Origin of the sequence: Streptomyces lincolnensis, assembly GCF_001685355.1 — a bacterium.
Lineage (GTDB): Bacteria > Actinomycetota > Actinomycetes > Streptomycetales > Streptomycetaceae > Streptomyces > Streptomyces lincolnensis.
Window position 1 is genome coordinate 6,083,986 of the sequence record NZ_CP016438.1, and the last position, 22,836, is coordinate 6,106,821.

Here is a 22,836-nt window from a genome sequence, read left to right on the forward strand (position 1 = left end):
GGGCGGTCGGAAGGGTTCGTCAAGAGGTCGCGCAGGGATACGATCGCCGCCATGACACCCCCGGAGCCCGCTGAAACCCGGACGGCAGGGCGGTCCGCGCAGACCGCCACGCTGGCCGAGATCGCCCGCGAGGCCGGCGTTTCGGCGCCGACAGTTTCGAAGGTCCTCAACGGCCGTGCCGACGTCGCCCCCTCGACCCGCACGCGCGTGGAGGAACTGCTGCGCGCCCACGGCTACCGGCGCCGCCGCGCCGAGGCCAGCCGCTCGCCCCTGATCGACCTGGTCTTCCACGAGCTGGAGAGCGCGTGGGCGATGGAGGTCATCCGGGGCGTGGAGAACGTGGCCAGGGACACCGGGCTGAGCGTGGTGCTGAGTGAGAGCGCCGGGCGCCTCACACCCGGCCGGACCTGGGCCGACCAGGTCGCCGCCCGTCGTCCGCACGGCGTGATCCTCGTGCTGTCCGGGCTCGACGAGTCCCAGCGCGCGCTCCTCAACAGCCGGTCGATCCCCTTCGTGGTGATGGACCCGGCCGGTGACCCGGGCGCCGACGTGCCCTCCATCGGCGCCACCAACTGGCAGGGCGGGCTCGCCGCCACCCGGCATCTGATCGAGCTCGGGCACCGCAGGATCGGCGCGATCAGCGGCCCCTCCCGGATGATGTGCAGCCGGGCCCGGATCGACGGCTACCGGGCCGCGCTGGAGACCGCCGGGCTGCCCGTCGACCCCGAGCTGGTCAGACCCGGTGACTTCCATCACGAGGCCGGCTACCGGCAGGGCCTGGAACTGCTGCGCCGGCCCGACCGGCCCACCGCCGTCTTCGCCCTCAACGACCTCCAGGCGCTCGGTCTGTACGAGGCCGCGCGCGAGCTGGGCCTGAGGATCCCGGAGGACCTCAGCGTGGTCGGCTTCGACGACCTGCCGGTGGCGCCCTGGGTGGGGCCGCCGCTGACGACCGTACGGCAGCCGCTGACCGAGATGGCCGAGGCGGCCGCGAGGCTGGTCCTCGACCTCGGGCGCGAGCGGCAGCCGCCGGCGGCGACCCGGGTGGAGCTGGCGACGAGCCTGGTGGTGCGCAGCAGTACGGCCGCGGCCGGAAGCTGATGTGTTGACGGGTGGGGCGGGTGCGCCCACACTCCTCCGAAGTCAATCGGATGCACAGCCGAAACTTTCGGAGGCACCCGCAATGAGATTTCCGAGATCCGGCTCGTCCCTGGCGACCCTGGTCGCCTGCCTCGTCGCACTGGTCACGGCACCGTCCGCGCACGCCGCCGACCCACCCCTGCGCGACCTCGCCGACGCCAAGGGCAAGGTCATCGGCACGGCGGTCACCGGCTCCAGACTCACCGGGACCTACGGCGAGATCGCCGGGGCCCAGTTCAACTGGCTCACCCCGGGCAACGCCATGAAGTGGGGGTCGGTCGAGCCGGCCCGGGGCAGCTTCGACTGGGCCGAGGCGGACCGGATCGTCGACTTCGCCGAGGCCCACGGCCAGGAGGTGCGCGGCCACACCCTGGTCTGGCACAGCCAGAACCCGAACTGGCTGACGAACGGCACCTGGACGCCGGCGCAGCTGAGTCGGCTGATGAACGACCACATCGCCCTGGAGGCCGGCCGTTACAAGGGCCGCGTCGCCGCCTGGGACGTGGTCAACGAGCCGTTCAACGAGGACGGCAGCTACCGCCAGACCCTCTGGTACAACGGCCTCGGCGTCGACTACATCGCCCAGGCCCTGACCGCGGCCCGCGCCGCCGACCCGGACGCGAAGCTGTACATCAACGACTACAACGTCGAGGGCGTCAACGCCAAGAGCACCGCCCTGTACAACCTGGTCAGGGATCTGAAGGCGCGCGGTGTCCCGATCGACGGGGTCGGCCTCCAGGCGCACCTCATCCTCGGCCAGGTGCCCTCGACCCTGCAGCAGAACATCCAGCGCTTCGCCGACCTGGGCCTGGACGTGGCGATCACCGAGCTGGACATCCGTATGCAACTCCCGCCGGACACCGCCAAGCTGGCCCAGCAGGCCGCCGACTACAAGGCCGTCATGAACGCCTGTCTCGCGGTCTCCCGCTGCACCGGCGCCACCGTCTGGGGCTTCACCGACTCCGACTCCTGGATCCCGGACACCTTCCCGGGCCAGGGCGCGGCGACGCCGTACGACGAGAACTACGCGCCGAAACCGGCGTACCGCGCGATCCACGAAGCCCTCGGAGGGACGACGGCCCCGCCGACGGGCGCGTGCACCGCGGCCTACAGCGTGACCAGCCAGTGGAGCACCGGATTCACGGGACAGGTGCGGATCGCCTGCTCGGGGGCCGCACTGTCGTCCTGGAAGGCCGACTGGACCTTCGGCGCGGGCCAGCGCGTCACCCAGGCCTGGAACGCGACCTGTACCCAGTCGGGGGCGACGGTCAGTTGCTCCAACGCCCCCTACAACGGGACGGTGCCCGACGGCGGTTCGGTGACGTTCGGGTTCAACGGCTCGTGGAGCGGGAGCAACCCGGCACCCACGGTCACGCTCGGATGACGTTCGGTAGCGGAATGATCCCTTCAAGGCGAGAAGTCTGAGAATTTCCGAAGAAAGGCCGGTCTGGCATCGCTGGCCGTAATAATTCGGACGTACGTTCCTGATCGTGACGGGAGACAACACGAACGGGGACGACGGCAGACGAGCGGGCCGGCGGTCGGGCGTACTGAAGGCCGCCGGCCTCACTCTCGCGGGCGCTCTGGTGCTCGGCATCGCCGCGGCGGGCTGGGCCTACTGGCACCTCAACAGCAACATCAAGAGCGTCGACATCAACGGCGCGCTCGGCGACAACCGCCCGCCGAAGGCGATGACGACACCGACTCCGTCCGGCACCGCGTCCGCCTCCCCGCTGCCCAGCGGATCCCTGAACATCCTGGTGCTGGGCTCGGACACGCGCAGCGGCGAGGAGAACCAGGCGCTCGGCGGCGGCGACAGCGAGGGCGCCCGCTCCGACACGGCGATGGTGGTCCACCTCGACGCCGGCCGGACCAGGGCGACGGTGGTCAGCATCCCGCGCGACACCCTCGTCACCCGCCCGTCCTGCCCGACGTCCTCCGGGGGCAGCACGCGGGAGTCCTACGGCGCGATGTTCAACAGCGCGTACTCGGTGGGCGGGGCCGTGTGCGCGGTCAAGACCGTCGAGTCGATCACCGGTGTCCGGATGGACCACTACATCGAGATCGACTTCGCGGGCTTCGCGGGACTGGTCGACGCGCTCGGCGGGGTCACCGTCACCACGGACCAGGACATCGACGACGTCGACAGCCATCTGAAGCTGGAGGCCGGCACGCACGAACTGAACGGCACCCAGGCCCTCGCCCTGGCCCGCACCCGGCACGGCATAGGCGACGGCAGCGACCTCGGCCGCATAGGCCTCCAGCAGACGCTGGTGAAGGCCCTGCTGGAGCGGATCTCCGCGACGAACCTGCTCTCCGATCCCACCGAGCTGTACTCCGTCGCCGACGCGGTCACCACCAGCCTCACCACCGACACCGGCCTCGACTCGCTCGGCGAGCTGATGGAGCTGGGCGAGTCGCTGCGCGGGCTGTCGGCGGACGAGGTGACGACGGTGACGATGCCGGTGGTGCCGGCGCCCTCCGATCCCAACCGGGTGGTGGCCGAGGAGCCGGAGGCGCGTGAACTGTGGGAATCGCTGAGGTGACCGTGCCGGTACAACCCCCACGGCGGGTCGTGGGTCTCGGGTGGTGAGGGTGTCGCCGTCTTGAGGCTGGGGGGTCCTGGTGTTGTCCCTTCGTTCGTATCCGTCCTTGCGCTCGCATGTCCCGTGGGGAGTTCCGCTCCTCGCGGGCCTGCTCGTGCTGGGGGCGGTCCCGCCGGACCTGCCGGACACGGACCGCGCGGGGAGGACCGTCCTCGCCCCCGTCCGTGACGACTTCGACGGCGACGGCTACCAGGACCTCGCCCTCGGCGCCCCGAGAGCCACGGTGGGCGGGCAGACCCGGGCGGGCCATGTCGTCGTCCTGTACGGCGGCCCGCACGGCGTCTCCGCCGACCGACGGACCGTCATCAGCCGCGCCACGACCGGCATCCCGGGCAGCCCCGCCACGAGCGAGCAGTTCGGCCTCCAGCTGTCCAAGGGCGACCTGGACGGCGACGGACGCGCGGAGCTGGTCGTCGGGACCAGCGGGGGCAAGGCCCGGGCGGTCGTCGTATGGGGCGGCCCCCGCGGGCTCACCGGCGGCACGTCGGTGCCCGCCGCCGCCACCCGGACCGGTGACTTCGACGGCGACGGCAGGCTGGACCTGGCCCTGTTCGCCGGGGGCCGCTCCCCGGGCGACGACCCCCTGGGCACCACCGCCACCGTGTGGACGGGCCCCGTCTCCCGCTCGGGCACCCCGGCCCGCACGAGCGGGCTCGACGCCGAACACCTCCGGTACCAGGACGTGTGGGACGGCGCCGTCGGAGACGTGAACGCCGACGGCCGCGACGACCTCGTGCTGAAGACCTACCTCGGCGAGGGCGCCTTCGGCACCCGGTTCTATCTCGCCACCGCCCGGGGCCTCACGGCGGCCGACTTCCCCGGCGGCGACGGCGGGTTCGCCTTCGGCGACCTCAATGGCGACGGATACGACGACCTCGCCGTCGGCGCCACCGCCGACCGCGGGAAGATCACGGTCGCCCCGGGCTCGGCCGCAGGCCTCAAGCCACGCTCCGCCTGGAAGACGTACACCCAGGACACCCCCGGAGTACCGGGAACGGCCGAGACCGGCGACTACTTCGGCGCTGACCTGTCCGCCGGCGACGTCACCGGCGACGGCATCGACGACCTGGCCGTCGGCGCGCCCGGCGAGGAACTCGGCTACGACGACGGCGCCGGCGCGGTCACCCTCCTGCGCGGCAGCCGCACCGGCCCGACCGGCACCGGCGCCCAGCTCCTGACCCAGGACACCAAGGGCGTGACCGGCACCTCCGAACCCGGCGACGGCTTCGGAGGTGCCGTCCGCCTCCTCGACATCAACGGCAACGGCCACGCCGACCTCACGGCGTCCGCGCCCGGCGAGGACTCCGGCAACGGCCGCGCCTGGGTGCTGCGGGGACGCCCGACGGGAGTGGTGACGGACGCGGCCCTCGTCGTGGACGCGAGGACGGTGGGGGCGCCGTACGCGAAGGCGCTGTTCGGCGCGGTGGTGAGGTAGCCGCCGGCTCCGGGCGCCGGGCGCCCGGGCCCGGGCTCCGGGCGCCGGGCGAAAAAGCGCCCCACGGAAAAAACCTCGGAGAAATCCGCCGTGCCTGTCGATCCGGCCGCCTCCCGATCGACGCAGGGGTGAAAGGCCGGGAAGGACCCGCCCCGCAGGACACGAGGAGTCACCATGCCGCGTTATCTGTCGCTCGTGAAGGTCGAGGAGAAGGCTGCCGCGCAGGGCCCGAGCTCGGAGCTGATGCAGCGGATGGGGGAGCTGATCGAGGAGATGACCAAGGCCGGCGTCATGCTCGACACCGCCGGTCTGACGCCCACCTCGGAGGGCACGCGGGTGCACTGGGAGGACGGGCGGCTGTCGGTCACGGACGGGCCGTTCACCGAGGCCAAGGAGGTCATCGGCGGCTACTCGATCGTCCAGTGCAAGGACAGGGCCGAGGCGATCGAGTGGACCAAGCGGTTCCTGAAGGTCCACGAGGACCACTGGACCGTGACCTGCGAGGTGCGGGAGATCGCCGAGGGCTGAGAGCCCGAGTGCCCGGGTCCAGTACCCGAGTCTCCTTCGGGTCCAGTACCTGAGTCTCCTTGGCCCTGAGCCGTCCCGGGTGTTGCATGGGGGGTTGTGAGCCCACAGCCCTCCACCACCGACCCGCGCGGAACCGTCGAGACGGTCTTCCGGATGGAGTCCCCGCGCATCATCGCCGGCGTCGCCAGGATCGTCCGGGACGTCGGCATCGCCGAGGAGCTGGCCCAGGACGCCCTGGTCGCGGCCCTGGAGCAGTGGCCGCGCGAGGGGGTGCCCGACAACCCGGGCGCCTGGCTGACGGCCACCGCCCGGCACCGGGCCGTCGATCTGATCCGCCGCCGGGAGAACTACGCCCGCAAGCTCGCCGAGATCGGCCGCGACCTGTCGGCGGTGGCCCCGCCGGAGGAGCCCGCCGACCCCGACGACATCGACGACGACCTGCTGAGGCTGGTCTTCACCGCCTGCCATCCGGTCCTGTCCGCCGAGGCCCGCACCGCCCTCACCCTCCGCCTCCTCGGCGGTCTGACCACGGCCGAGATCGCCCGCGCCTTCCTCGTCCCGGAACCGACGGTCGCCCAGCGGATCGTCCGCGCCAAACGCACCCTGGCCACCAGGAACGTCGACTTCGAGGTGCCCTACGGCTCCGACCGCGAGGCCCGCCTGGGTTCCGTCCTCGACGTCATCTACCTGATCTTCAACGAGGGGTACGCCGCCACGGCCGGCGACGACTGGCTGCGCCCGTCCCTGTGCGAGGACGCCCTCCGACTGGCCCGCGTGCTGTCCGCCCTGATGCCCAAAGAGCCCGAAGTCCACGCCCTCACCGCCCTGCTGGAGTTCCAGACGTCCCGCGCGGCCGCCCGCACCGGCCCTTCCGGCGAACCGGTCCTCCTCAAGGACCAGAACCGCAGCCGCTGGAACCGCATGCTCATCATCCGCGGCATCGCCGCACTGGACCGGGCCCATGCAGCGGGCGCCCCGGGCCCGTACGCCCTCCAGGCCGCCATCGCCGCCTGCCACGCGACCGCCCACACCTACGAGGACACCGACTGGCCCCGCATCGCCACCCTCTACGGCCTCCTCGCCGCCCGCGCCCCCTCCCCGGTCGTCGAACTCAACCGCGCGGTGGCCGTCTCGATGGCCGAGGGTCCCCGGCCCGCGCTGGAGATCGTGGACGCGCTGGCCGCCGAACCGGCCCTGCGCGACTACCACCTGCTGCCGAGCGTGCGCGGCGACCTGCTGCTGCGGCTGGGGCGTACGGCGGAGGCCCGCGCCGAGTTCGAACGGGCGGCGACGCTCACCCGCAACGCGCGCGAACGGGACCTCCTGCTGCGCCGGGCGGCTCAGACCGGGTGACCCAGCAGCATGGTCGGCGCCCCGGCGACCCGCGTCAGGAAGACGGTCACCGCGTTCGGCCCCTGCGGCTTGGGCAGCGCCTTGCGCCGCAGCTCCTCCGGCTCCACCGCCGACCCCCGCTTCTTCACGGTCAGGATCCCGACCTCGCGCTCCCGCAGCAGGGCCTTCAACTTCTTGACGTTGAAGGGAAGCCGGTCGGTGATCTCGTAGGCCGAGGCGTACGGCGTCGGCCGCAGTTCGTCGGAGGTGACGTACGCGATCGTGGCGTCGAGCAGCCCGCCGTCGAGCTCCTCGGCGACCTCGGCGACCAGATGGGCCCGGATGACGGCGCCGTCGGGCTCGTACAAGTACCGCCCGACGGAACGGACTTCGGGGTCGGGCAGCCCACGGCCGCGCAGTGTGCGCGGTCCCGGCAGCAGGGTCGCCCGGACGGTCCCCGGCGCGGCGGTTCGGGTGCCGAACCACAGCACCGCCTCCTTGACGTCCCCGCCGTCCGAGATCCACTCGGCCTCGGCCTCGGCGGGCACGGCCTCGTGCGGGATGCCGGGGGCGACCTTCAGGGCCGCGTGCGGTGCCTTGCGGGCGGCCTCCACGGCCCAGGACAACGGCGGTGAGTACGCCTCCGGATCGAAGATCCGCCCCCGTCCGCCGCGCCTGGCCGGATCGACGAACACGGCGTCGTACGCGGTCGTGTCCACGTCCGTGACGTCCGCCTCCCGTACCTCGATCAGGCCGGCCAGTCCGAGCGCGTCGGCGTTCGCCCGCGCCGCGGCGGCGGTGAGCGGGTCCCGGTCCACCGCCAGCACCCGGATCCCGGCCCGCGCCAGCGCGATCGCGTCGCCGCCGATCCCGCAGCACAGGTCGGCGACGGAGGCGACGCCCAGCTCGCCCAGGCGCTCCGCCCGGTAGGCCGCCACGCTCGCCCGGGTCGACTGCTCGACGCCGTTCGGCGTGAAGAACATCCGCCCGGCGTCCTCGGCCCCGAACTTCGCCTCCGCCCGCTGCCGCAGCCGCGCCTGGCCGAGCGCCGCCGACACCAGGCCGGCGGGGTGCTCGCGGCGCAGTCGGGTGGCGACGGCGAGTTCGTCGGCGGGGGCGGTGCCGCGCACCGCGTCGAGGAGGGCGCGGCCCTCGGGGGTGAGGAGGGGAGCGAGGTCGTTCACCGGGTCATTGTGGGCCAGCGCGACCCCTTGTGGGCCAGTCGGTGGATGGTCCGCCTCCGGTGGCGGTGTCACCCGGGGTTCGAGGGGGCCGCCTGCGAGGATCCGGCACCATGCGAGTAGTAGTACAAAATGACAAAAGCCGGGTGAATCGCACGGCGCACTTCCGTGGCGCACTCGCCGTCCTCACCCTCACCGCCCTCGCCTCGGGCTGCGCCCAGGACGGTTCCACCCCCGTACGCCCGGCCGCCGGCCAGGAGCGGCTGAAGGCGCCCCCGGCCCGCGCCCTCGACCACTACGCCACCGGACTCGGCGCCACCCACCGGGCCCGGGTCGCCGCGGTCGGGAGGTGGGGTCTGAAGAGGGTGCCGCTGACACCGCCGGCGCCCCCGGCCACCACCCCGCGGATCACCACCCGCAAGGGCTTCGAGGTCGACGACCACGCCGGCCTCCCGCCGGTCTTCACCACGGTCCCCACCAGACAGAAGGTCGTCTTCCTCACCATCGACGACGGCGCCGAGAAGGACCCCGCGTTCCTGCGGATGATGAGCGAACTGAAGGTCCCGTACACCGCCTTCCTCAGCGACTACCTGGTCAAGGAGGACTACGGGTACTTCAAGAAGATGCAGGACCGGGGGGTCGTACTGAACAACCACACCCTCCGTCACCCCTACCTGCCAGGGCTGTCGTACGGCCGTCAGAAGCGCGAGATCTGCGGCATGCAGAACGTCATCGAGAAGCGCTACGGCAAGCGCCCCGCGCTCTTCCGCCCGCCCTTCGGCAACTACAACGAGGACACCCTGCGCGCCGCCCGGGCCTGCGGCATCCGGTACGTGCCCCTGTGGAACGAGGAGGTCTTCGTCGACCGCTGGGAGTACCGCGAGTGGGACCGCAGGATCCGCCGCGGCGACATCGTCCTCAGCCACTTCCGGGGCCGGGACGACTGGAAGGGCACGATGCCGGACATGATCCGCCGGTTCCTCGACAAGGTCACGGCCGAGGGATACGCCGTGGCCCGCCTGGAGGACTACCTGTGAGGCGGCGGACGACGGCGGGTGCCCTGGCGGCCGCCGCGGTGCTGCTGAGCGGCTGCGCCCGGCCCGGCGCCCCGGCCGGCCCCGTCGAGCGTCCGGGCGGACACGCCCCCCAGCGCACCGGCTCGCACGGCGCCCCGGCCGCCGAGCAGCCGCCGTACCGCCGCTGGGGCCTCACGGCCCCCCTGCGCCCCGCCCCGGAACCGGCGGCCCGCCCCGCCCTCGGCGCCCTGCCCGTGGTCACCCGCGTCCCCACTCCCGACCGGGTCGTCTTCCTGACCTACGACGACGGCGCCGAGCGGGATCCCCGGTTCGTCGCGATGGTCCGCGACCTGCGGCTCCCGGTCACCATGTTCCTCACGGACAGCGTCGTCGGCCCGGGCTACGGCCACTTCGCCCGCCTCCGCTCGGTCGGCGCGAGCATCCAGAACCACACCCTGGACCACCCCGCCCTGCGCGGCCTCCCCTACGCCGGCCAGCGCGCCGAGATCTGCGGCCAGCAGAACAAACTCCGCGCCCGCTTCGGCATCCGCCCCCACCTCTTCCGCCCGCCCTACGGCCTCCACGACCCCACGACCCTCCGCGCGGCCTCCGACTGCGGCCTCGCCGCCGTCGTCCTGTGGCGGGCCTCGATGGAGAGCGACACCGTGACGTTCACCCACGGCGAGCACCGACTCCGCCCCGGCGACATCGTCTCGGTGGCCTCGGGGGACCGGGCGGACCCGACCCTGGTCGACCGCACGACCCGCCTGCTGCGGAAGATCCATTCGGCGGGTCTGACGGTGGGACGCCTGGAGGACTACATCTGACCGATCGCTGGGCTGCTCGATCCCTGGGCGATCTCTTCAACGCCGGCCCAGGCACTTCCAGCCCGTCCGACGCTTGAGGACGAGGCCCCTTCAGGGCCGAAGCGGGGGGTCTGGGGGCGGCAGCCCCCAGTGCCGCCGACCACACGCACGGTCACAGAATCCCCGCGCCGCGCCGCAGGCAACTGGCACTCCGCTTGACCGAGTGCTAATCGCAGTCATAGTCTCGGCTCTGGCACTCACCACTGGAGAGTGCCAACACAGCGACGGGCAGGTCCGGCACCCGCGACGACGGATCCACCTGGTCGCCACCTCAGACAGTTAACCCCGTGAGATCTCCGAAGGGGGAGGTCGGATCGTGACGACCACCAGCTCCAAGGTTGCCATCAAGCCGCTCGAGGACCGCATTGTGGTCCAGCCGCTCGACGCCGAGCAGACCACCGCCTCTGGCCTGGTCATTCCGGACACCGCCAAGGAGAAGCCCCAGGAGGGCGTCGTCCTGGCCGTTGGCCCGGGCCGCTTCGAGAACGGCGAGCGTCTTCCGCTTGACGTGAAGACCGGCGACATCGTGCTGTACAGCAAGTACGGCGGCACCGAGGTGAAGTACAACGGCGAGGAGTACCTCGTCCTCTCGGCCCGCGACGTGCTCGCGATCATCGAGAAGTAATTCACTTCAAGCATTCTCTGCTTGTGAGCTGCGCCCCGGGCCCCCGCGACCTTATGAAGCCGGGCGTCAGGGGCGCAGTTCGTTTCACCCACGTTTTCCGAGAGGGCTGAACCGCTCCCATGGCGAAGATCCTGAAGTTCGACGAGGACGCCCGTCGCGCCCTCGAGCGCGGCGTCAACAAGCTTGCCGACACGGTCAAGGTGACGATCGGCCCCAAGGGCCGCAACGTCGTCATCGACAAGAAGTTCGGCGCCCCCACCATCACCAACGACGGTGTCACGATCGCCCGCGAGGTCGAGATCGAGGACCCGTACGAGAACCTCGGCGCCCAGCTGGTGAAGGAGGTGGCGACCAAGACCAACGACATCGCGGGTGACGGCACCACCACCGCCACCGTGCTCGCCCAGGCGCTGGTGCGCGAGGGCCTGAAGAACGTCGCCGCGGGTGCCTCCCCGGCGCTGCTGAAGAAGGGCATCGACGCGGCCGTGGCCGCGGTCTCCGAGGAGCTCCTCGCGACCGCCCGCCCGATCGACGAGAAGTCCGACATCGCCGCCGTCGCCGGTCTGTCCGCCCAGGACACGCAGGTCGGCGAGCTCATCGCCGAGGCGATGGACAAGGTCGGCAAGGACGGTGTCATCACCGTCGAGGAGTCCAACACCTTCGGTCTGGAGCTGGACTTCACCGAGGGCATGGCCTTCGACAAGGGCTACCTGTCGCCGTACTTCGTGACGGACCAGGAGCGTATGGAGGCCGTCCTCGACGACCCGTACATCCTGATCAACCAGGGCAAGATCTCCTCGATCCAGGACCTGCTGCCGCTTCTTGAGAAGGTCATCCAGACCAACTCCTCCAAGCCGCTGCTGATCATCGCCGAGGACGTCGAGGGCGAGGCCCTGTCGACCCTGGTCGTGAACAAGATCCGCGGCACCTTCAACGCGGTCGCGGTCAAGGCCCCCGGCTTCGGCGACCGCCGCAAGGCGATGCTCCAGGACCTGGCGGTCCTCACCGGCGCCACGGTCATCTCCGAGGAGGTCGGCCTCAAGCTCGACCAGGTCGGCCTGGACGTGCTGGGCTCCGCCCGCCGCGTCACGGTCACCAAGGACGACACGACCGTCGTCGACGGCGCAGGCAACTCGGCGGACGTCACGGGCCGCGTCGCCCAGATCAAGGCCGAGATCGAGAACACCGACTCCGACTGGGACCGCGAGAAGCTCCAGGAGCGCCTCGCGAAGCTGGCCGGCGGCGTGTGCGTGATCAAGGTCGGCGCCGCCACCGAGGTGGAGCTGAAGGAGAAGAAGCACCGTCTGGAGGACGCCATCTCCGCGACCCGCGCCGCGGTCGAGGAGGGCATCGTCTCCGGTGGTGGCTCCGCTCTGGTCCACGCCGCGAAGGTCCTTGAGGGCGGTCTGGGCAAGACCGGCGACGAGGCCACCGGTGTCGCGGTCGTCCGCAAGGCCGTCGTCGAGCCGCTGCGCTGGATCGCCGAGAACGCCGGCCTGGAGGGCTACGTCATCACCTCCAAGGTCGCCGAGCTCGACAAGGGCCAGGGCTTCAACGCCGCCACCGGCGAGTACGGCGACCTGGTCAAGGCCGGCGTCATCGACCCGGTCAAGGTCACCCGCTCCGCCCTGGAGAACGCCGCCTCCATCGCCTCCCTCCTCCTGACGACCGAGACCCTGGTCGTCGAGAAGAAGGAAGAGGAGGAGCCGGCCGCCGGTGGTCACAGCCACGGCCACTCCCACTGAGCCCACACAGCTCGCAGAAAGCCCCCGCTCCCTCCCGGAAGCGGGGGCTTTCCCCTTCGCGGGCCACTGACCGGGTACCCCCGCCGCACCAGGTGCCCCATCCGGTGGCCCCGGACCTTCTCCGGACCTTCTCCCGACCTCCTCCGAGCGGTACCAAGGTCATGGCGCCGCCGCCTCCGGCATCATGAGGCCATGCAGGTGCGGGGGAGGCAGTCCGTCTCGGCGGGCGGCGACATAGGCGTGGCCGTCACGGGCGACAACAACCAGGTCCTCCTCGCGCCCGCGGTGCGCTCGGCCTACTGGGAGCAGGTGCGCCGCATCGCCCCCGCCGAACTCGTCGACCGCGAGGCCGAGCTGAAGGACCTCGCCGCGTTCTGCACGACCTCCGCCGGCCCGGCGTACGCCTGGTGGCGCGCGGGAGCCTGGGCGGGCAAGACGGCCCTGCTCTCCTGGTTCGCCCTGCACCCGCCGGAGGGCGTACGGATCGTCCCCTTCTTCGTCACGGCCCGGCTGGGCGCACAGAACGATGTCGTGGCCTACGTCGACGTCCTCCTCGAACAACTGACCGAACTCTCCGGTGAGGGCATCCCCGCCTACCTGACCCCCGCGACCCGCGAGGCCCACCTCCTGCGCCTCTACGCCGAGGCCGCCCGCGCCTGCCATGAACGCGGCGAACGGCTGGTCCTGCTGGTGGACGGCCTGGACGAGGACCGGGGCGTCACGACCGGCCCGGAGGCGCACAGCATCGCGAGCCTGCTGCCGGGGCGACCGGAGCACGGGCTCCGGGTCCTGGTCGCGGGCCGTCTGAACCCGCCCCTGCCGGGCGACGTCCCCGACGCCCATCCGCTGCGCGACCCCGCCGCCGTACGGACCCTGGATCCGTCGCCGTACGCCCAGGCCGTGCGCGTCGAGGCGGAACGCGAGCTGAAGCAGCTGACCGGGACCGGCGGCCTGGAGTACGACCTGCTGGCCCTGGTCACGGCGGCGGGCGGTGGGCTCACGGCGCAGGACCTGGCGGGGCTGACGGGAGCCGTCCCGTACCGCGTGCGCAACGTCCTGGACACGTGTGCGGGGCGGACCTTCGGCAGGCGGGTGTCGGTGTACCTGCTGGGCCACGAGGAACTCCAGCTCCAGGCCGAGGACATGCTGGGCACCGCCGAACTCGGGCGTTTCCGCGGGCGTCTGCACACCTGGGCCGACGAGTGGCGGGAGCGCGGCTGGCCGGAGGAGACGCCGGAGTACCTGCTGCGGGGGTACGTCCGCATGCTGGGCGCCACGGGTGACGTGGACCGGATGGCCGCGTGCGCGCTGGATGCCGTACGGCATGACCGGATGCGGGAGTCCACCGGTGGGGACGGTGCCGCGATGAACGAGATCCGGGCCGCCGAGCAGGCCGTGGCCGAGTCGCCGGAACACGGGCTGCTCGACTCCGTGCGGCTGGCCGTCCACCGCGAGCGCCTCGGCGACCGCAACGAAGGACTGCCGCACGGCCTGCCGAAGGCCTGGGCCGCGGCCGGGCGCACGAGCCGGGCCCTGGCGCTGGCACGCGGCTTCTCGGACGCGGAGCGGCGGGGGCTGGCGCTGGCGGAGGTGGCCGACGAGTGGTCGGCGCAGGGCGCGACCGACGCCGTACGGGAACTGTGGGCCGAGGCCGAGGAGTGTGCGCGGCAGTGCGGCGGCTGGTTCTCCGGCAGCCTGATCCTCCAGCGGCTGAGCGAACAGCGGATCCGCGCCGGGCGGTACGAGGAGGCCGCCGAGACCGCCCGCGCCCTCGACGACTCGATCTTCCGGACGCCGGCCTACACGGGGGTGGTGACCGCCTGCGTCGAGGCCGGATTCCTGGACCGTGCGCGCGAGCTGGTGCGCGCCGCCCCCGACGAGGACTGCGCCGCACACGGCACCGCGGTCGTCGTCGCGGCACTGGCCGAGGCGGGGCGGACGGCCGAGGCCGAGCGACTGGCCCGGGCCGCCGTGTTCCCCGCGGCCCGGCTCAGGGGGCTGATCGCGCTGGCGGCCGTCCTCGCCCGCACCGGTGAACTCCCGGACGCGGAGCGGCTGTTCGACCGGGCCGCGGAACTCGCCGACGACGACCGCCTGCGGGTCGTCCAGGTGACGGGGCTGCTCGCCGCGGGCGAGCACGAACGCGCCCACCGCGTGGCGAGGGCCGTTCCGGACCGGATCAAGCGGGAACACGCGGTGCGGGACGTCGTCACATGCCTGGCGGAGGCCGGGGAGTTCGACCGTGCCGCCGCCCTGGCCCACTCGCTCGACGGGAGCACACGCACCTCCGGACTGCGGAACATCGCGCTGAGCCTGGCCGAGGCGGGGGAGTACGACCGTGCCATCGCCCTGGCCGGGGAACTCCCCGCGCCCGAGAGGGAGAAGGGCGAACTGCTGTCGTCGTTGGCCGGTGTCCTGGCCGAGGCGGGCGCGTTCGACCGGGCCCTGAAGCTGGCGAGGCGGCCCAGAGAACTGGTCTGGCGGCGGCACGCCTTCTGCCGGATCGTCAGGTCACTGGCCGAGAAAGGGCAGTTCGACCGCGCCACCGACCTCGCCGACACGATCGAGGACGCCGACGGCCGGGCCCGTGCCCTGGTCGACGTGGCCACCGAACTCGCGCGGTCGGGCCGGCCGGAGCGGGCGGAGCGGATCCTCCAGGACGTCGAGACGCACATGAGATGCCCCGAGGCGGTCACGGCGGCCCGCAAACTCGGTCACGCGGCCACAGCCCTCGGCGAGGCCGGACGAACCGAGGAGGCGCTGGCGCTCCTGCACGGTGTGGAGGAGCTGTTCCCCGGGCGGGGTGTCGTCCACTTCGCCGACGAGGAACTGACCGCCACGGTCTCGGCCCTCGCCTCGGTGGGGGAACTGGACCGGGCCAGAGCCCTGCTCCGGCGGATCGCCGTGGACCAACGGCGCGCGGCGGTGGCGGTGCTCGTGCGGTGCCTGGCCGCGAGCGGTGCCCGCGCCCGGGCGAAGGCGCTCGCGGACTCCTCCGTCCGCAAGCGGGAGGACGACCCCCTCATGGCGTACGAGGTGCGGGGCGCGCTGCTGAACGGCCTGGCGCAGGCCGGCGACTTCGACCGTGCCGAGAAGGTGCTCCGGGAGACGACGGACGGCCGTGCCCGCACCACCTACCGGGCCGATCTGGCCCTGGCGATGGCCAGGGCGGGCCTGCACACGCCGGCGAGAACACACGTCGCCCTGCTGGCCGGGACCGCGCCGTTCGTCGACACCGACACCGTGGCCAGAACCCTGGTCGAGATCGGCGAGCACGACCGGGCCCTGACCCTGGCCGCCGAGGCCGAGTCGTACGACGAGGACAGGGAGAACAAGAAGGCGGGCAAGGAGGACGGGGAGGACGGGCAGGACAGGGGGGATCGGCACTGGACCTCGGTGATCAGGATCGCCGAGACCCTGGTCGCGGTGGGCCGCCACGAGGACGCCGTCGACCGCGTCGAGCGGCTGCTGCCCGACGTCGACGAGCACTCCGCGCGCGCCGTGGTGCGGCTCGTGCGGTCGCTCGCCGAGGCGGGCGCCCTCGATCCCGCCGAACGGCTCACCCGTATCCTGATGGCTCCCGCCCATGCCGCCCCGGCCCACGCGGCCGTCGCCACCGCCACCACGGATCCGGCGCGCGCCCGCCGGTCGACCGCCCTCGCCCTGCGGACGGGCGGCTGGGTACCGGCCCTGCCCGCCCTGCTCCGGCACGCTCCCGAGACGGTGCCCCTGGTGATCGAGGCGGCGAACGAAATGAAGTCGGCCTGCCGCCGCCACCTCGAACCACCTACTGCGGCCCGTACTTCCGCCCCGTCTTCGACGTGATCCCGCCCAGCAGCGACCGCGGTGCCACCTTCGCCAGGCCCATCAGGGTCTTGTAGCGCGGGTCCGGGATGGAGAGGGACTTGCCGCGGGCCAGGTCGGTCAGGGCCGCCGCGACGAGCTTGTCGGCGTCGAGCCACATCCATCCCGGGATGTTGTCCGTGCCCATCCCGGCCCGCTGGTGGAACTCGGTGCGGACGAAGCCCGGGCACAGCGCCATCAGCCGTACGCCGCTGCCCGCGAGGTCCCGCGCCGCGCCCTGGGTGAACTGGACGACCCACGCCTTGGAGGCGCCGTAGGTCCCGCGGGGGACGAAGGCCGCGACCGAGGCGACGTTGACGACACCGCCGCGGCCCCGCGCGCGCATCGCTTCGGTCGCCGCCGACGTCAGCCGCAGCACCGCCTCGCAGTGCACCTTGAGCATCATCAGCTCGTCGGCCATGGATACGTCGAGATAGCGGCCCTTGTTGCCGAAGCCCGCGTTGTTGATCAGCAGGTCGACGGGGTTCTTGCGGTCGCCGAGCCGGGCGGCCACCGCCTCGATGCCGTCGTCGGTGGCGAGGTCCGCGGTGAGGACCTCCGCCTCGATGCCGTGCCGGTCGTGCAGCTCGGTCGCCTGTTCGCGCAGCCGCTTGGTGTCGCGGGCGACCAGGACGAGGTTGTGCCCGTCCGCCGCCAGCCGCCGCGCGAACGCGGCGCCGATGCCCGCGGTCGATCCCGTGATGAGAGCCGTTGTCATGGCGCAAGGTTAATGACCCGGACCGAGCCCGTCCGCCCCCTGCACAGGGCCTCCTCATGAGGAGGAACGCACTGGCCGCACGCCTGCTGACGCGGGATCAGGAACCGTGCTTCGCCACGTACTCCAGCGCCCACTTGCGCAGCTCCGGATGCAGCGCCTCACCCGCGGCCAGCAGCCGCGGCTGGAGCTCACGCCCGGTGGTCATCGCCCGGAACGCCAGGGCGACCGTCACGTCGTGGTCGGGGCGGTGGAGGATCTCGACCGGGTCCCCGGCCCGGATCTCACCCGGCTCGATCACCCGGAGATACGCCCCTGGCGCGCCCTTCTGGGTGAACCGCTTCACCCACCGCTTCTCACCCATGTGGCCCTGGAACGTGCCGCAGGGGATGCGTCCGCTGCTGATCTCCAGCACCACCTCGGACCCGATGCGCCAGCGCTCGCCGATCAGCGCGCCGGAGACGTCGAGGCCCTCGGTGGTGAGGTTCTCCCCGAAGGCGCCGTTGGGCAGCGGGCGCCCCAGCTCGGCCTCCCAGTCGTCCAGGTCCTCGCGGGCCATCACGTACACGGCCTGGTCGTCGCCGCCGTGGTGCTGCTTCTTGCACACCGCGTCCCCGGCCAGCCCGCTCCCGCCGATCCCCTTGGGACCGGGGGCCGCCACCCGCACCGGCTCCTGGACCGGCCGCTTGTCGATTCCCGTCACGCCTTCGGGGTTGTCCGTGTACGGCACGGCCGTCGCGCGGCCCAGGTTCACTGACAGAAGCTTCATGGGCCGCACGGTAGGCGACCGGACATCAAAGCGTCGACGGATTTTTCGACGGCGGCCCCAAGGTGCACTTATGCTCGAAGAGTGATCGAGGCCCGTCATCTCCGTGTGCTGCGTGCCGTCGCCACCACCGGTTCCTTCTCGGCGGCGGGACGCGAACTCGGCTGCACGCAGCCTGCCGTCAGCCAGCAGATGAAGGCCCTGGAGGCCTCCGTCGGCACTCCCCTGCTGGTCCGCGGCGGCCGCGAGATGCGGCTGACCCAGGCCGGCCAGACCCTCGTCCGGCATGCGGCGGGCATCCTCGCCGGACTCACCGCCGCCGAGGAGGAGGTCGCCGCGATCGCCGGTCTGCGCGCGGGCCGCGTCCGCCTGGTCTCCTTCCCCAGCGGCAGCTCCACCCTCGTCCCCACCGCCCTGGCAGCCCTGCGCGCCGCACACCCCGGCACCCGGGTCTCGTTGGAGGAGGCCGAACCGCCGCAGTCCGTCCGGCTGTTGCGCGAGGGCGACTGCGACCTGGCCCTCGCCTTCCGTTACGAAGGCGCGACGGGCGGCCAGGAGGGGGAGTGGGACGACCTGGTCGTGCGGCCCCTGCTGTCCGACCGGCTCGTCGCGCTCGTACCGGAACGGCACCGGCTCGCGCACGCGCCGTCCGTGGCCATTGGCGACCTCGCGCGCGAGCCGTGGATCGCCGGCTGTCCGCGCTGCCGCGGCCAGCTCGTCGAGGTCTGCGAGAGCGCCGGCTTCACCCCGCGCATCGACTTCGCCACCGACGACTATCCGGCGGTGGTGGGCCTGGTGGGCGCGGGCCTGGGCGTCGCCGTCCTGCCCCAGCTCGCGATCGAGTCCGTACGGCCGCGCGGTGCGCGCACGGTGACCCTGGAACCGGCGGTCCGGCGCGAGATCGTCGCGCTCACCCTGCCCGACCTCGCCCAGGTGCCGGCGGTGGCGGCGACGCTGGAGCAACTCGCCCGCGCCGCCTCGCGATAGCCGGCCCTCCGTCGGACACGCGCACATGAGGAAGGGCACGCGCACGCGTGCCCTTCCTCATGTGGAGACGTTTTCGCAGAAACGTTCCTTCAGTTGTTCGAGGCGCTGTCTCCGGCGCCGGCCGACGCCGACACCAGCCGGTGCCGCGCCCGCCCCATGAGTTCCTCGCGCTCGTCCTCGGTCAGCCCGCCCCACACGCCGTACGGCTCTCTCACCGCCAGCGCGTGCGCCGCGCACTGCGCGCGCACCGGGCACCTCATGCAGACCTCCTTGGCCGAGTTCTCGCGAGCACTCCGAGCCGCACCGCGCTCGCCCTCCGGATGAAAGAAGAGCGAGCTGTCCACGCCGCGACAGGCAGCCAGGAGCTGCCAGTCCCACAGGTCCGCGTTCGGTCCGGGAAGGCGGGAGAAATCTGCCATTACGTGACCCCTTGTAGCCGTTCTGTGCGGATCCGGTGTCCACGACCGTATAACTACGATCTAAGGAGATGAAAATATGACTCATTGCGAATCTAGCCTCAGACACCAGGAAAAGGGAAGAAAAGGGTCTGAATGGGGCATGGGTTGTGATGAAACGTTGTGGGTCCGCCGTGCATGTCTGCACCGTGTCCGCACCCTCACGTAGAGTGCCGAAGATGGCACACGGCCCCGTAACTCTTTCGAGTGACCGTCGTTGAGAGTGCGAGGCGGTTGAAACAACAAGTGCTCGGGCAGGCGTCCGAGACGGTCGACCGCACAGGTGACGATTTCGTACCAGCCTGGAGGCTCAAGGTGACGTGCATCAGCTGCGGAGGGCGGCCATGACATCCGTCCTCGTCTGCGACGACTCCCCGCTTGCCCGAGAGGCGCTCCGCCGCGCGGTCGCGACCGTGCCCGGCGTCGAGCGTGTGACGACGGCGGCCAACGGCGAGGAAGTCCTCCGCCGCTGGGGCGCCGACCGCTCGGACCTGATTCTGATGGACGTACGCATGCCCGGTCTGGGCGGCGTCGAGACCGTCCGGCGGCTGCTGTCCGCCGACCCCGGGGCGCGCATCATCATGCTCACCGTCGCCGAGGACCTCGACGGAGTGGCCCTCGCGGTCGCCGCGGGAGCTCGGGGCTATCTGCACAAGGACGCCTCGCGCGCCGAGCTGCGGGCGACGGTGACACAGGCGCTCGCCGACCCGACCTGGCGGCTCGCCCCGCGGCGGCTGCGGTCCGCGGAGATGGGCGCTGCGCCCACGCTCACGGCGCGCGAGATCCAGGTGCTCGAAGGGATGAGCCACGGGCGGTCCAACGCGGAGATCGGGCGCGAGCTGTTCCTGTCCGAGGACACGGTCAAGACACATGCCCGGCGGTTGTTCAAGAAGCTCGGGGCTTCGGACCGGGCGCACGCGGTCGCTCTCGGGTTCCGGTGGGGTCTCGTTCGCTGAGAGCTCGGTCATCCCAGGTCGTCGTTCTGGTGCGGGCCGTTTGTGGCTGGTCGCGCCCCGCGGCGGAAGCCGCACATGGACGCAGCCCCGCGCCCCTTTGGGGGCGCGGTTGCGAGGTCGGTCCATCGGTTCCCTCGGCGCCCGCTGCTCGTTTCGGCGCGGATGCCGCATCCTTGAGGTGTGGAGTTCCTCGGGGACGAGTCGGTCGAGCGGAAGGGGAGGGCGCAGGGGATGAGTTCCGGCGCACCTGCTCATAACGCTTCGGTGCACAACGACCAGGGCGATGCCGCGCATCGGATGCCGCCAGGGCACCATGGACCGATGCGCGACGACGAGGCGGGCACTGCCCCAGGGGCGATCGGTGCGCTCGTCCACCGCGCCGTCGACGGGGACGAGCAGGCCACGCACGACCTGCTCGCCCATGTCCATCCCCTGGCGCTGCGCTACTGCCGCACCCGTCTGTCCCGCCTGCCGGGCGACGCCCGGCACTTCGTGGAGGACCTGGCCCAGGAGGTCTGCGTCGCCGTCCTCCTCGCCCTGCCGCGCTACAAGGACACCGGCCGCCCCTTCGAGGCGTTCGTCTTCGCCATCGCCGCGCACAAGGTCGCCGACCTCCAGCGGGCGGCGATGCGCCACCCCGGCTCCACGGCGGTCCCCTCGGACGAGATGCCGGAGCGGCCCGACGACTCGCTCGGCCCGGAGGAGCGCGCCCTGCTCAGCAGCGACGCCGCCTGGGCCAAGAAACTGCTGGCCAATCTCCCCGAGAACCAGCGCGAGCTGTTGCTGCTGCGTATCGCGGTGGGGTTGACGGCGGAGGAGACGGGTCAGATGTTGGGAATGTCACCCGGTGCGGTCCGTGTGGCCCAGCACCGGGCGCTGAGCAGGCTGCGGGCGCTGGCCGAGCAGTAGGCCGCGTTCTTGAACGGGCGCGCCGCCGATTCCGTACGAACATACGAAGCCCGGAGCGGGTCCGAACCGTGGAATTTGCGTCCCTCGCTTCCCGTTAGCATGGACATCCGCACCGATCAAGGCCATTTGGGGAAGGTGTCATGACTGCGAACGTCGACGGAGTGCCCGGAAAATTCGCGACACTCGGGCTGACCTACGACGACGTGCTGCTGCTGCCGGGCGCCTCCGAGGTGCTCCCCGGCGCGGTCGACACCTCGTCCCGCATCTCCCGCAACGTCAGGGTGAACATCCCGCTGCTCTCGGCGGCCATGGACAAGGTGACCGAGTCCCGCATGGCCATCGCGATGGCCCGGCTCGGCGGCGTCGGCGTGCTGCACCGCAACCTCTCCGTCGAGGACCAGGTCAACCAGGTCGACCTGGTGAAGCGGTCCGAGTCCGGCATGGTCACCGACCCGATCACGGTGCATCCCGAGGCGACCCTCGCCGAGGCCGACGCGCTGTGCGCCAAGTTCCGCATCAGCGGCGTCCCGGTCACCGACCCGGCCGGCAAGCTGCTCGGCATCGTCACCAACCGCGACATGGCCTTCGAGACGGACCGCAGCCGTCAGGTGCGCGAGGTCATGACGCCGATGCCGCTGGTCACCGGCCAGGTCGGCATCTCCGGCGGCGAGGCGATGGAGCTGCTGCGCCGCCACAAGATCGAGAAGCTTCCCCTGGTCGACGAGGCGGGCGTCCTCAAGGGCCTCATCACGGTCAAGGACTTCGTCAAGGCGGAGAAGTACCCCAACGCAGCCAAGGACTCCGAGGGCCGGCTCCTCGTCGGTGCCGCCGTCGGCGCCAGTCCCGAGGCCCTGGAGCGCGCCCAGGCGCTCGCCGAGGCCGGTGTGGACTTCCTGGTCGTCGACACCTCGCACGGCCACAACAGCAACGCCCTCAGCTGGATGTCGAAGATCAAGTCGAGCGTCGGCGTCGACGTGATCGGCGGCAACGTCGCCACCCGCGACGGCGCCCAGGCGCTCATCGACGCCGGTGTCGACGGCATCAAGGTCGGTGTCGGACCGGGCTCCATCTGCACCACTCGCGTCGTCGCCGGCATCGGCGTCCCGCAGGTCACCGCCATCTACGAGGCCTCCCTCGCCGCCCGCCCCGCGGGCATCCCGCTGATCGGCGACGGCGGCCTCCAGTACTCCGGCGACATCGGCAAGGCGCTCGCCGCCGGCGCCGACACCGTGATGCTGGGCTCGCTGCTCGCGGGCTGCGAGGAGTCCCCGGGCGAGCTCCAGTTCATCAACGGCAAGCAGTTCAAGTCGTACCGCGGCATGGGCTCGCTCGGTGCCATGCAGTCCCGGGGCCAGGGCAAGTCGTACTCGAAGGACCGCTACTTCCAGGCCGAGGTCTCCGCCGACGACAAGCTCGTGCCCGAGGGCATCGAGGGGCAGGTGCCCTACCGCGGCCCGCTCTCCAGCGTCCTGCACCAGCTCGTCGGCGGGCTGCGCCAGACCATGGGCTACGTGGGCGCGGCCACCATCGACGAGATGGAGTCCAAGGGCCGCTTCGTGCGGATCACCTCGGCGGGTCTGAAGGAGTCGCACCCGCACGACATCCAGATGACGGTCGAGGCCCCGAACTACAGCCGGAAGTAGTCACCAGCCTCGTCCAGGGCGGCTCCGGAGCATCCGGGGCCGCCCTTGTCGTACCCGTCGGCGATACTGGAAGACGCTGCAACGCATC

Annotated in this window: 19 protein-coding genes; 15 read left to right on the forward strand and 4 right to left on the reverse strand. The window is 71.9% G+C overall.

What is annotated here, in order from left to right; genetic code table 11:
* Positions 1-51 precede the first annotated feature (51 nt).
* From SLINC_RS27280 to SLINC_RS27305, 6 genes are all read left to right on the forward strand, one after another.
* Positions 52-1,101, forward strand: coding sequence for a LacI family DNA-binding transcriptional regulator (locus SLINC_RS27280; protein ID WP_067438024.1), 1,050 nt, complete (start codon positions 52-54; stop codon positions 1,099-1,101).
* Positions 1,102-1,183: 82 nt separating this feature from the next.
* Entirely contained in the window at positions 1,184-2,524 is a 1,341-nt protein-coding gene (locus tag SLINC_RS27285; protein WP_067438026.1) for a glycoside hydrolase family 10 protein, read from the forward strand.
* A gap of 106 nt (positions 2,525-2,630) precedes the next feature.
* On the forward strand, positions 2,631-3,686 hold the full coding sequence (locus SLINC_RS27290; protein ID WP_067438029.1) for an LCP family protein: 1,056 nt from the start codon (positions 2,631-2,633) through the stop codon (positions 3,684-3,686).
* 106 nt (positions 3,687-3,792) lie between these two features.
* Positions 3,793-5,181: an FG-GAP-like repeat-containing protein gene (locus tag SLINC_RS27295; protein ID WP_225988396.1), complete on the forward strand. Its 1,389-nt coding sequence runs from the start codon at positions 3,793-3,795 to the stop codon at positions 5,179-5,181.
* A gap of 174 nt (positions 5,182-5,355) precedes the next feature.
* Complete coding sequence (locus SLINC_RS27300) at positions 5,356-5,709, forward strand: YciI family protein (protein ID WP_067438031.1); 354 nt, start codon at positions 5,356-5,358, stop codon at positions 5,707-5,709.
* A gap of 153 nt (positions 5,710-5,862) precedes the next feature.
* On the forward strand, positions 5,863-7,062 hold the full coding sequence (locus SLINC_RS27305) for an RNA polymerase sigma factor (RefSeq protein WP_079165169.1): 1,200 nt from the start codon (positions 5,863-5,865) through the stop codon (positions 7,060-7,062).
* On the opposite strand, the gene SLINC_RS27310 is transcribed toward SLINC_RS27305, so the two are convergent.
* On the reverse strand, positions 7,050-8,225 hold the full coding sequence (locus tag SLINC_RS27310) for a class I SAM-dependent methyltransferase (protein WP_067438034.1): 1,176 nt from the start codon (positions 8,223-8,225) through the stop codon (positions 7,050-7,052). The genes SLINC_RS27305 and SLINC_RS27310 overlap by 13 nt on opposite strands.
* A 110-nt stretch (positions 8,226-8,335) precedes the next feature.
* Here SLINC_RS27310 and SLINC_RS27315 point away from each other — a divergent pair, with 110 nt between their 5' ends.
* The 5 genes from SLINC_RS27315 to SLINC_RS27335 all read left to right on the forward strand — a co-directional run bounded on the left by SLINC_RS27315 (position 8,336) and on the right by SLINC_RS27335 (position 16,299).
* Positions 8,336-9,259 (forward strand): polysaccharide deacetylase family protein, encoded by a 924-nt coding sequence (locus tag SLINC_RS27315; RefSeq protein WP_079164744.1) that lies wholly within the window; start codon positions 8,336-8,338, stop codon positions 9,257-9,259.
* Entirely contained in the window at positions 9,256-10,065 is an 810-nt protein-coding gene (locus SLINC_RS27320) for a polysaccharide deacetylase family protein (RefSeq protein ID WP_067438038.1), read from the forward strand. The genes SLINC_RS27315 and SLINC_RS27320 overlap by 4 nt, the downstream gene beginning before the upstream one ends.
* Before the next feature lie 355 nt (positions 10,066-10,420).
* Complete coding sequence (gene groES, locus SLINC_RS27325; protein WP_003998759.1) at positions 10,421-10,729, forward strand: co-chaperone GroES; 309 nt, start codon at positions 10,421-10,423, stop codon at positions 10,727-10,729.
* A gap of 119 nt (positions 10,730-10,848) precedes the next feature.
* Positions 10,849-12,474, forward strand: a complete 1,626-nt coding sequence (groL, locus tag SLINC_RS27330) for a chaperonin GroEL (protein ID WP_067438039.1) — start codon at positions 10,849-10,851, stop codon at positions 12,472-12,474.
* A gap of 192 nt (positions 12,475-12,666) precedes the next feature.
* Positions 12,667-16,299: a hypothetical protein gene (locus SLINC_RS27335; protein WP_067438041.1), complete on the forward strand. Its 3,633-nt coding sequence runs from the start codon at positions 12,667-12,669 to the stop codon at positions 16,297-16,299.
* Here SLINC_RS27335 and SLINC_RS27340 read toward each other — a convergent pair.
* Positions 16,262-17,035, reverse strand: coding sequence for an SDR family NAD(P)-dependent oxidoreductase (locus SLINC_RS27340; protein WP_067438043.1), 774 nt, complete (start codon positions 17,033-17,035; stop codon positions 16,262-16,264). The genes SLINC_RS27335 and SLINC_RS27340 overlap by 38 nt on opposite strands.
* Positions 17,036-17,132: 97 nt before the next feature.
* A complete protein-coding gene (locus SLINC_RS27345) occupies positions 17,133-17,801 on the reverse strand; it encodes an MOSC domain-containing protein (RefSeq protein WP_067438046.1) in 669 nt (222 codons plus the stop codon).
* 81 nt (positions 17,802-17,882) lie between these two features.
* Here SLINC_RS27345 and SLINC_RS27350 point away from each other — a divergent pair, with 81 nt between their 5' ends.
* A complete protein-coding gene (locus SLINC_RS27350; RefSeq protein WP_067438048.1) occupies positions 17,883-18,785 on the forward strand; it encodes a LysR family transcriptional regulator in 903 nt (300 codons plus the stop codon).
* Positions 18,786-18,874: 89 nt separating this feature from the next.
* Here the strand turns inward: SLINC_RS27350 and SLINC_RS27355 are convergent, their stop codons facing one another.
* Entirely contained in the window at positions 18,875-19,204 is a 330-nt protein-coding gene (locus tag SLINC_RS27355; protein WP_067438049.1) for a WhiB family transcriptional regulator, read from the reverse strand.
* A 380-nt stretch (positions 19,205-19,584) separates the two neighbouring features.
* Between SLINC_RS27355 and SLINC_RS27360 the strand changes: the two genes are divergently transcribed.
* The 3 genes from SLINC_RS27360 (at position 19,585) to guaB (ending at position 22,748) form a co-directional block, all read left to right on the forward strand.
* Positions 19,585-20,196: a response regulator transcription factor gene (locus SLINC_RS27360; protein ID WP_003948568.1), complete on the forward strand. Its 612-nt coding sequence runs from the start codon at positions 19,585-19,587 to the stop codon at positions 20,194-20,196.
* A gap of 321 nt (positions 20,197-20,517) precedes the next feature.
* Complete coding sequence (locus SLINC_RS27365; protein WP_067438054.1) at positions 20,518-21,105, forward strand: sigma-70 family RNA polymerase sigma factor; 588 nt, start codon at positions 20,518-20,520, stop codon at positions 21,103-21,105.
* Positions 21,106-21,245: 140 nt separating this feature from the next.
* Entirely contained in the window at positions 21,246-22,748 is a 1,503-nt protein-coding gene (gene guaB, locus SLINC_RS27370) for an IMP dehydrogenase (protein ID WP_067438058.1), read from the forward strand.
* Positions 22,749-22,836: the final 88 nt, after the last annotated feature.

Bases quoted from the DNA above. Each gene is read 5' to 3' on its own strand.
- SLINC_RS27280 (WP_067438024.1), top strand. From the start codon at position 52: ATGACACCCCCGGAGCCCGCTGAAACCCGGACGGCAGGGCGGTCCGCG.
- SLINC_RS27285 (WP_067438026.1), top strand. From the start codon at position 1,184: ATGAGATTTCCGAGATCCGGCTCGTCCCTGGCGACCCTGGTCGCCTGC.
- SLINC_RS27300 (WP_067438031.1), top strand. From the start codon at position 5,356: ATGCCGCGTTATCTGTCGCTCGTGAAGGTCGAGGAGAAGGCTGCCGCG.
- SLINC_RS27305 (WP_079165169.1), top strand. From the start codon at position 5,863: ATGGAGTCCCCGCGCATCATCGCCGGCGTCGCCAGGATCGTCCGGGAC.
- SLINC_RS27315 (WP_079164744.1), top strand. From the start codon at position 8,336: ATGCGAGTAGTAGTACAAAATGACAAAAGCCGGGTGAATCGCACGGCG.
- groL (WP_067438039.1), top strand. From the start codon at position 10,849: ATGGCGAAGATCCTGAAGTTCGACGAGGACGCCCGTCGCGCCCTCGAG.
- SLINC_RS27335 (WP_067438041.1), top strand. From the start codon at position 12,667: ATGCAGGTGCGGGGGAGGCAGTCCGTCTCGGCGGGCGGCGACATAGGC.
- SLINC_RS27340 (WP_067438043.1), bottom strand. From the start codon at position 17,035: ATGACAACGGCTCTCATCACGGGATCGACCGCGGGCATCGGCGCCGCG.
- SLINC_RS27345 (WP_067438046.1), bottom strand. From the start codon at position 17,801: ATGAAGCTTCTGTCAGTGAACCTGGGCCGCGCGACGGCCGTGCCGTAC.
- SLINC_RS27355 (WP_067438049.1), bottom strand. From the start codon at position 19,204: ATGGCAGATTTCTCCCGCCTTCCCGGACCGAACGCGGACCTGTGGGAC.
- SLINC_RS27360 (WP_003948568.1), top strand. From the start codon at position 19,585: ATGACATCCGTCCTCGTCTGCGACGACTCCCCGCTTGCCCGAGAGGCG.
- SLINC_RS27365 (WP_067438054.1), top strand. From the start codon at position 20,518: ATGCGCGACGACGAGGCGGGCACTGCCCCAGGGGCGATCGGTGCGCTC.
- guaB (WP_067438058.1), top strand. From the start codon at position 21,246: ATGACTGCGAACGTCGACGGAGTGCCCGGAAAATTCGCGACACTCGGG.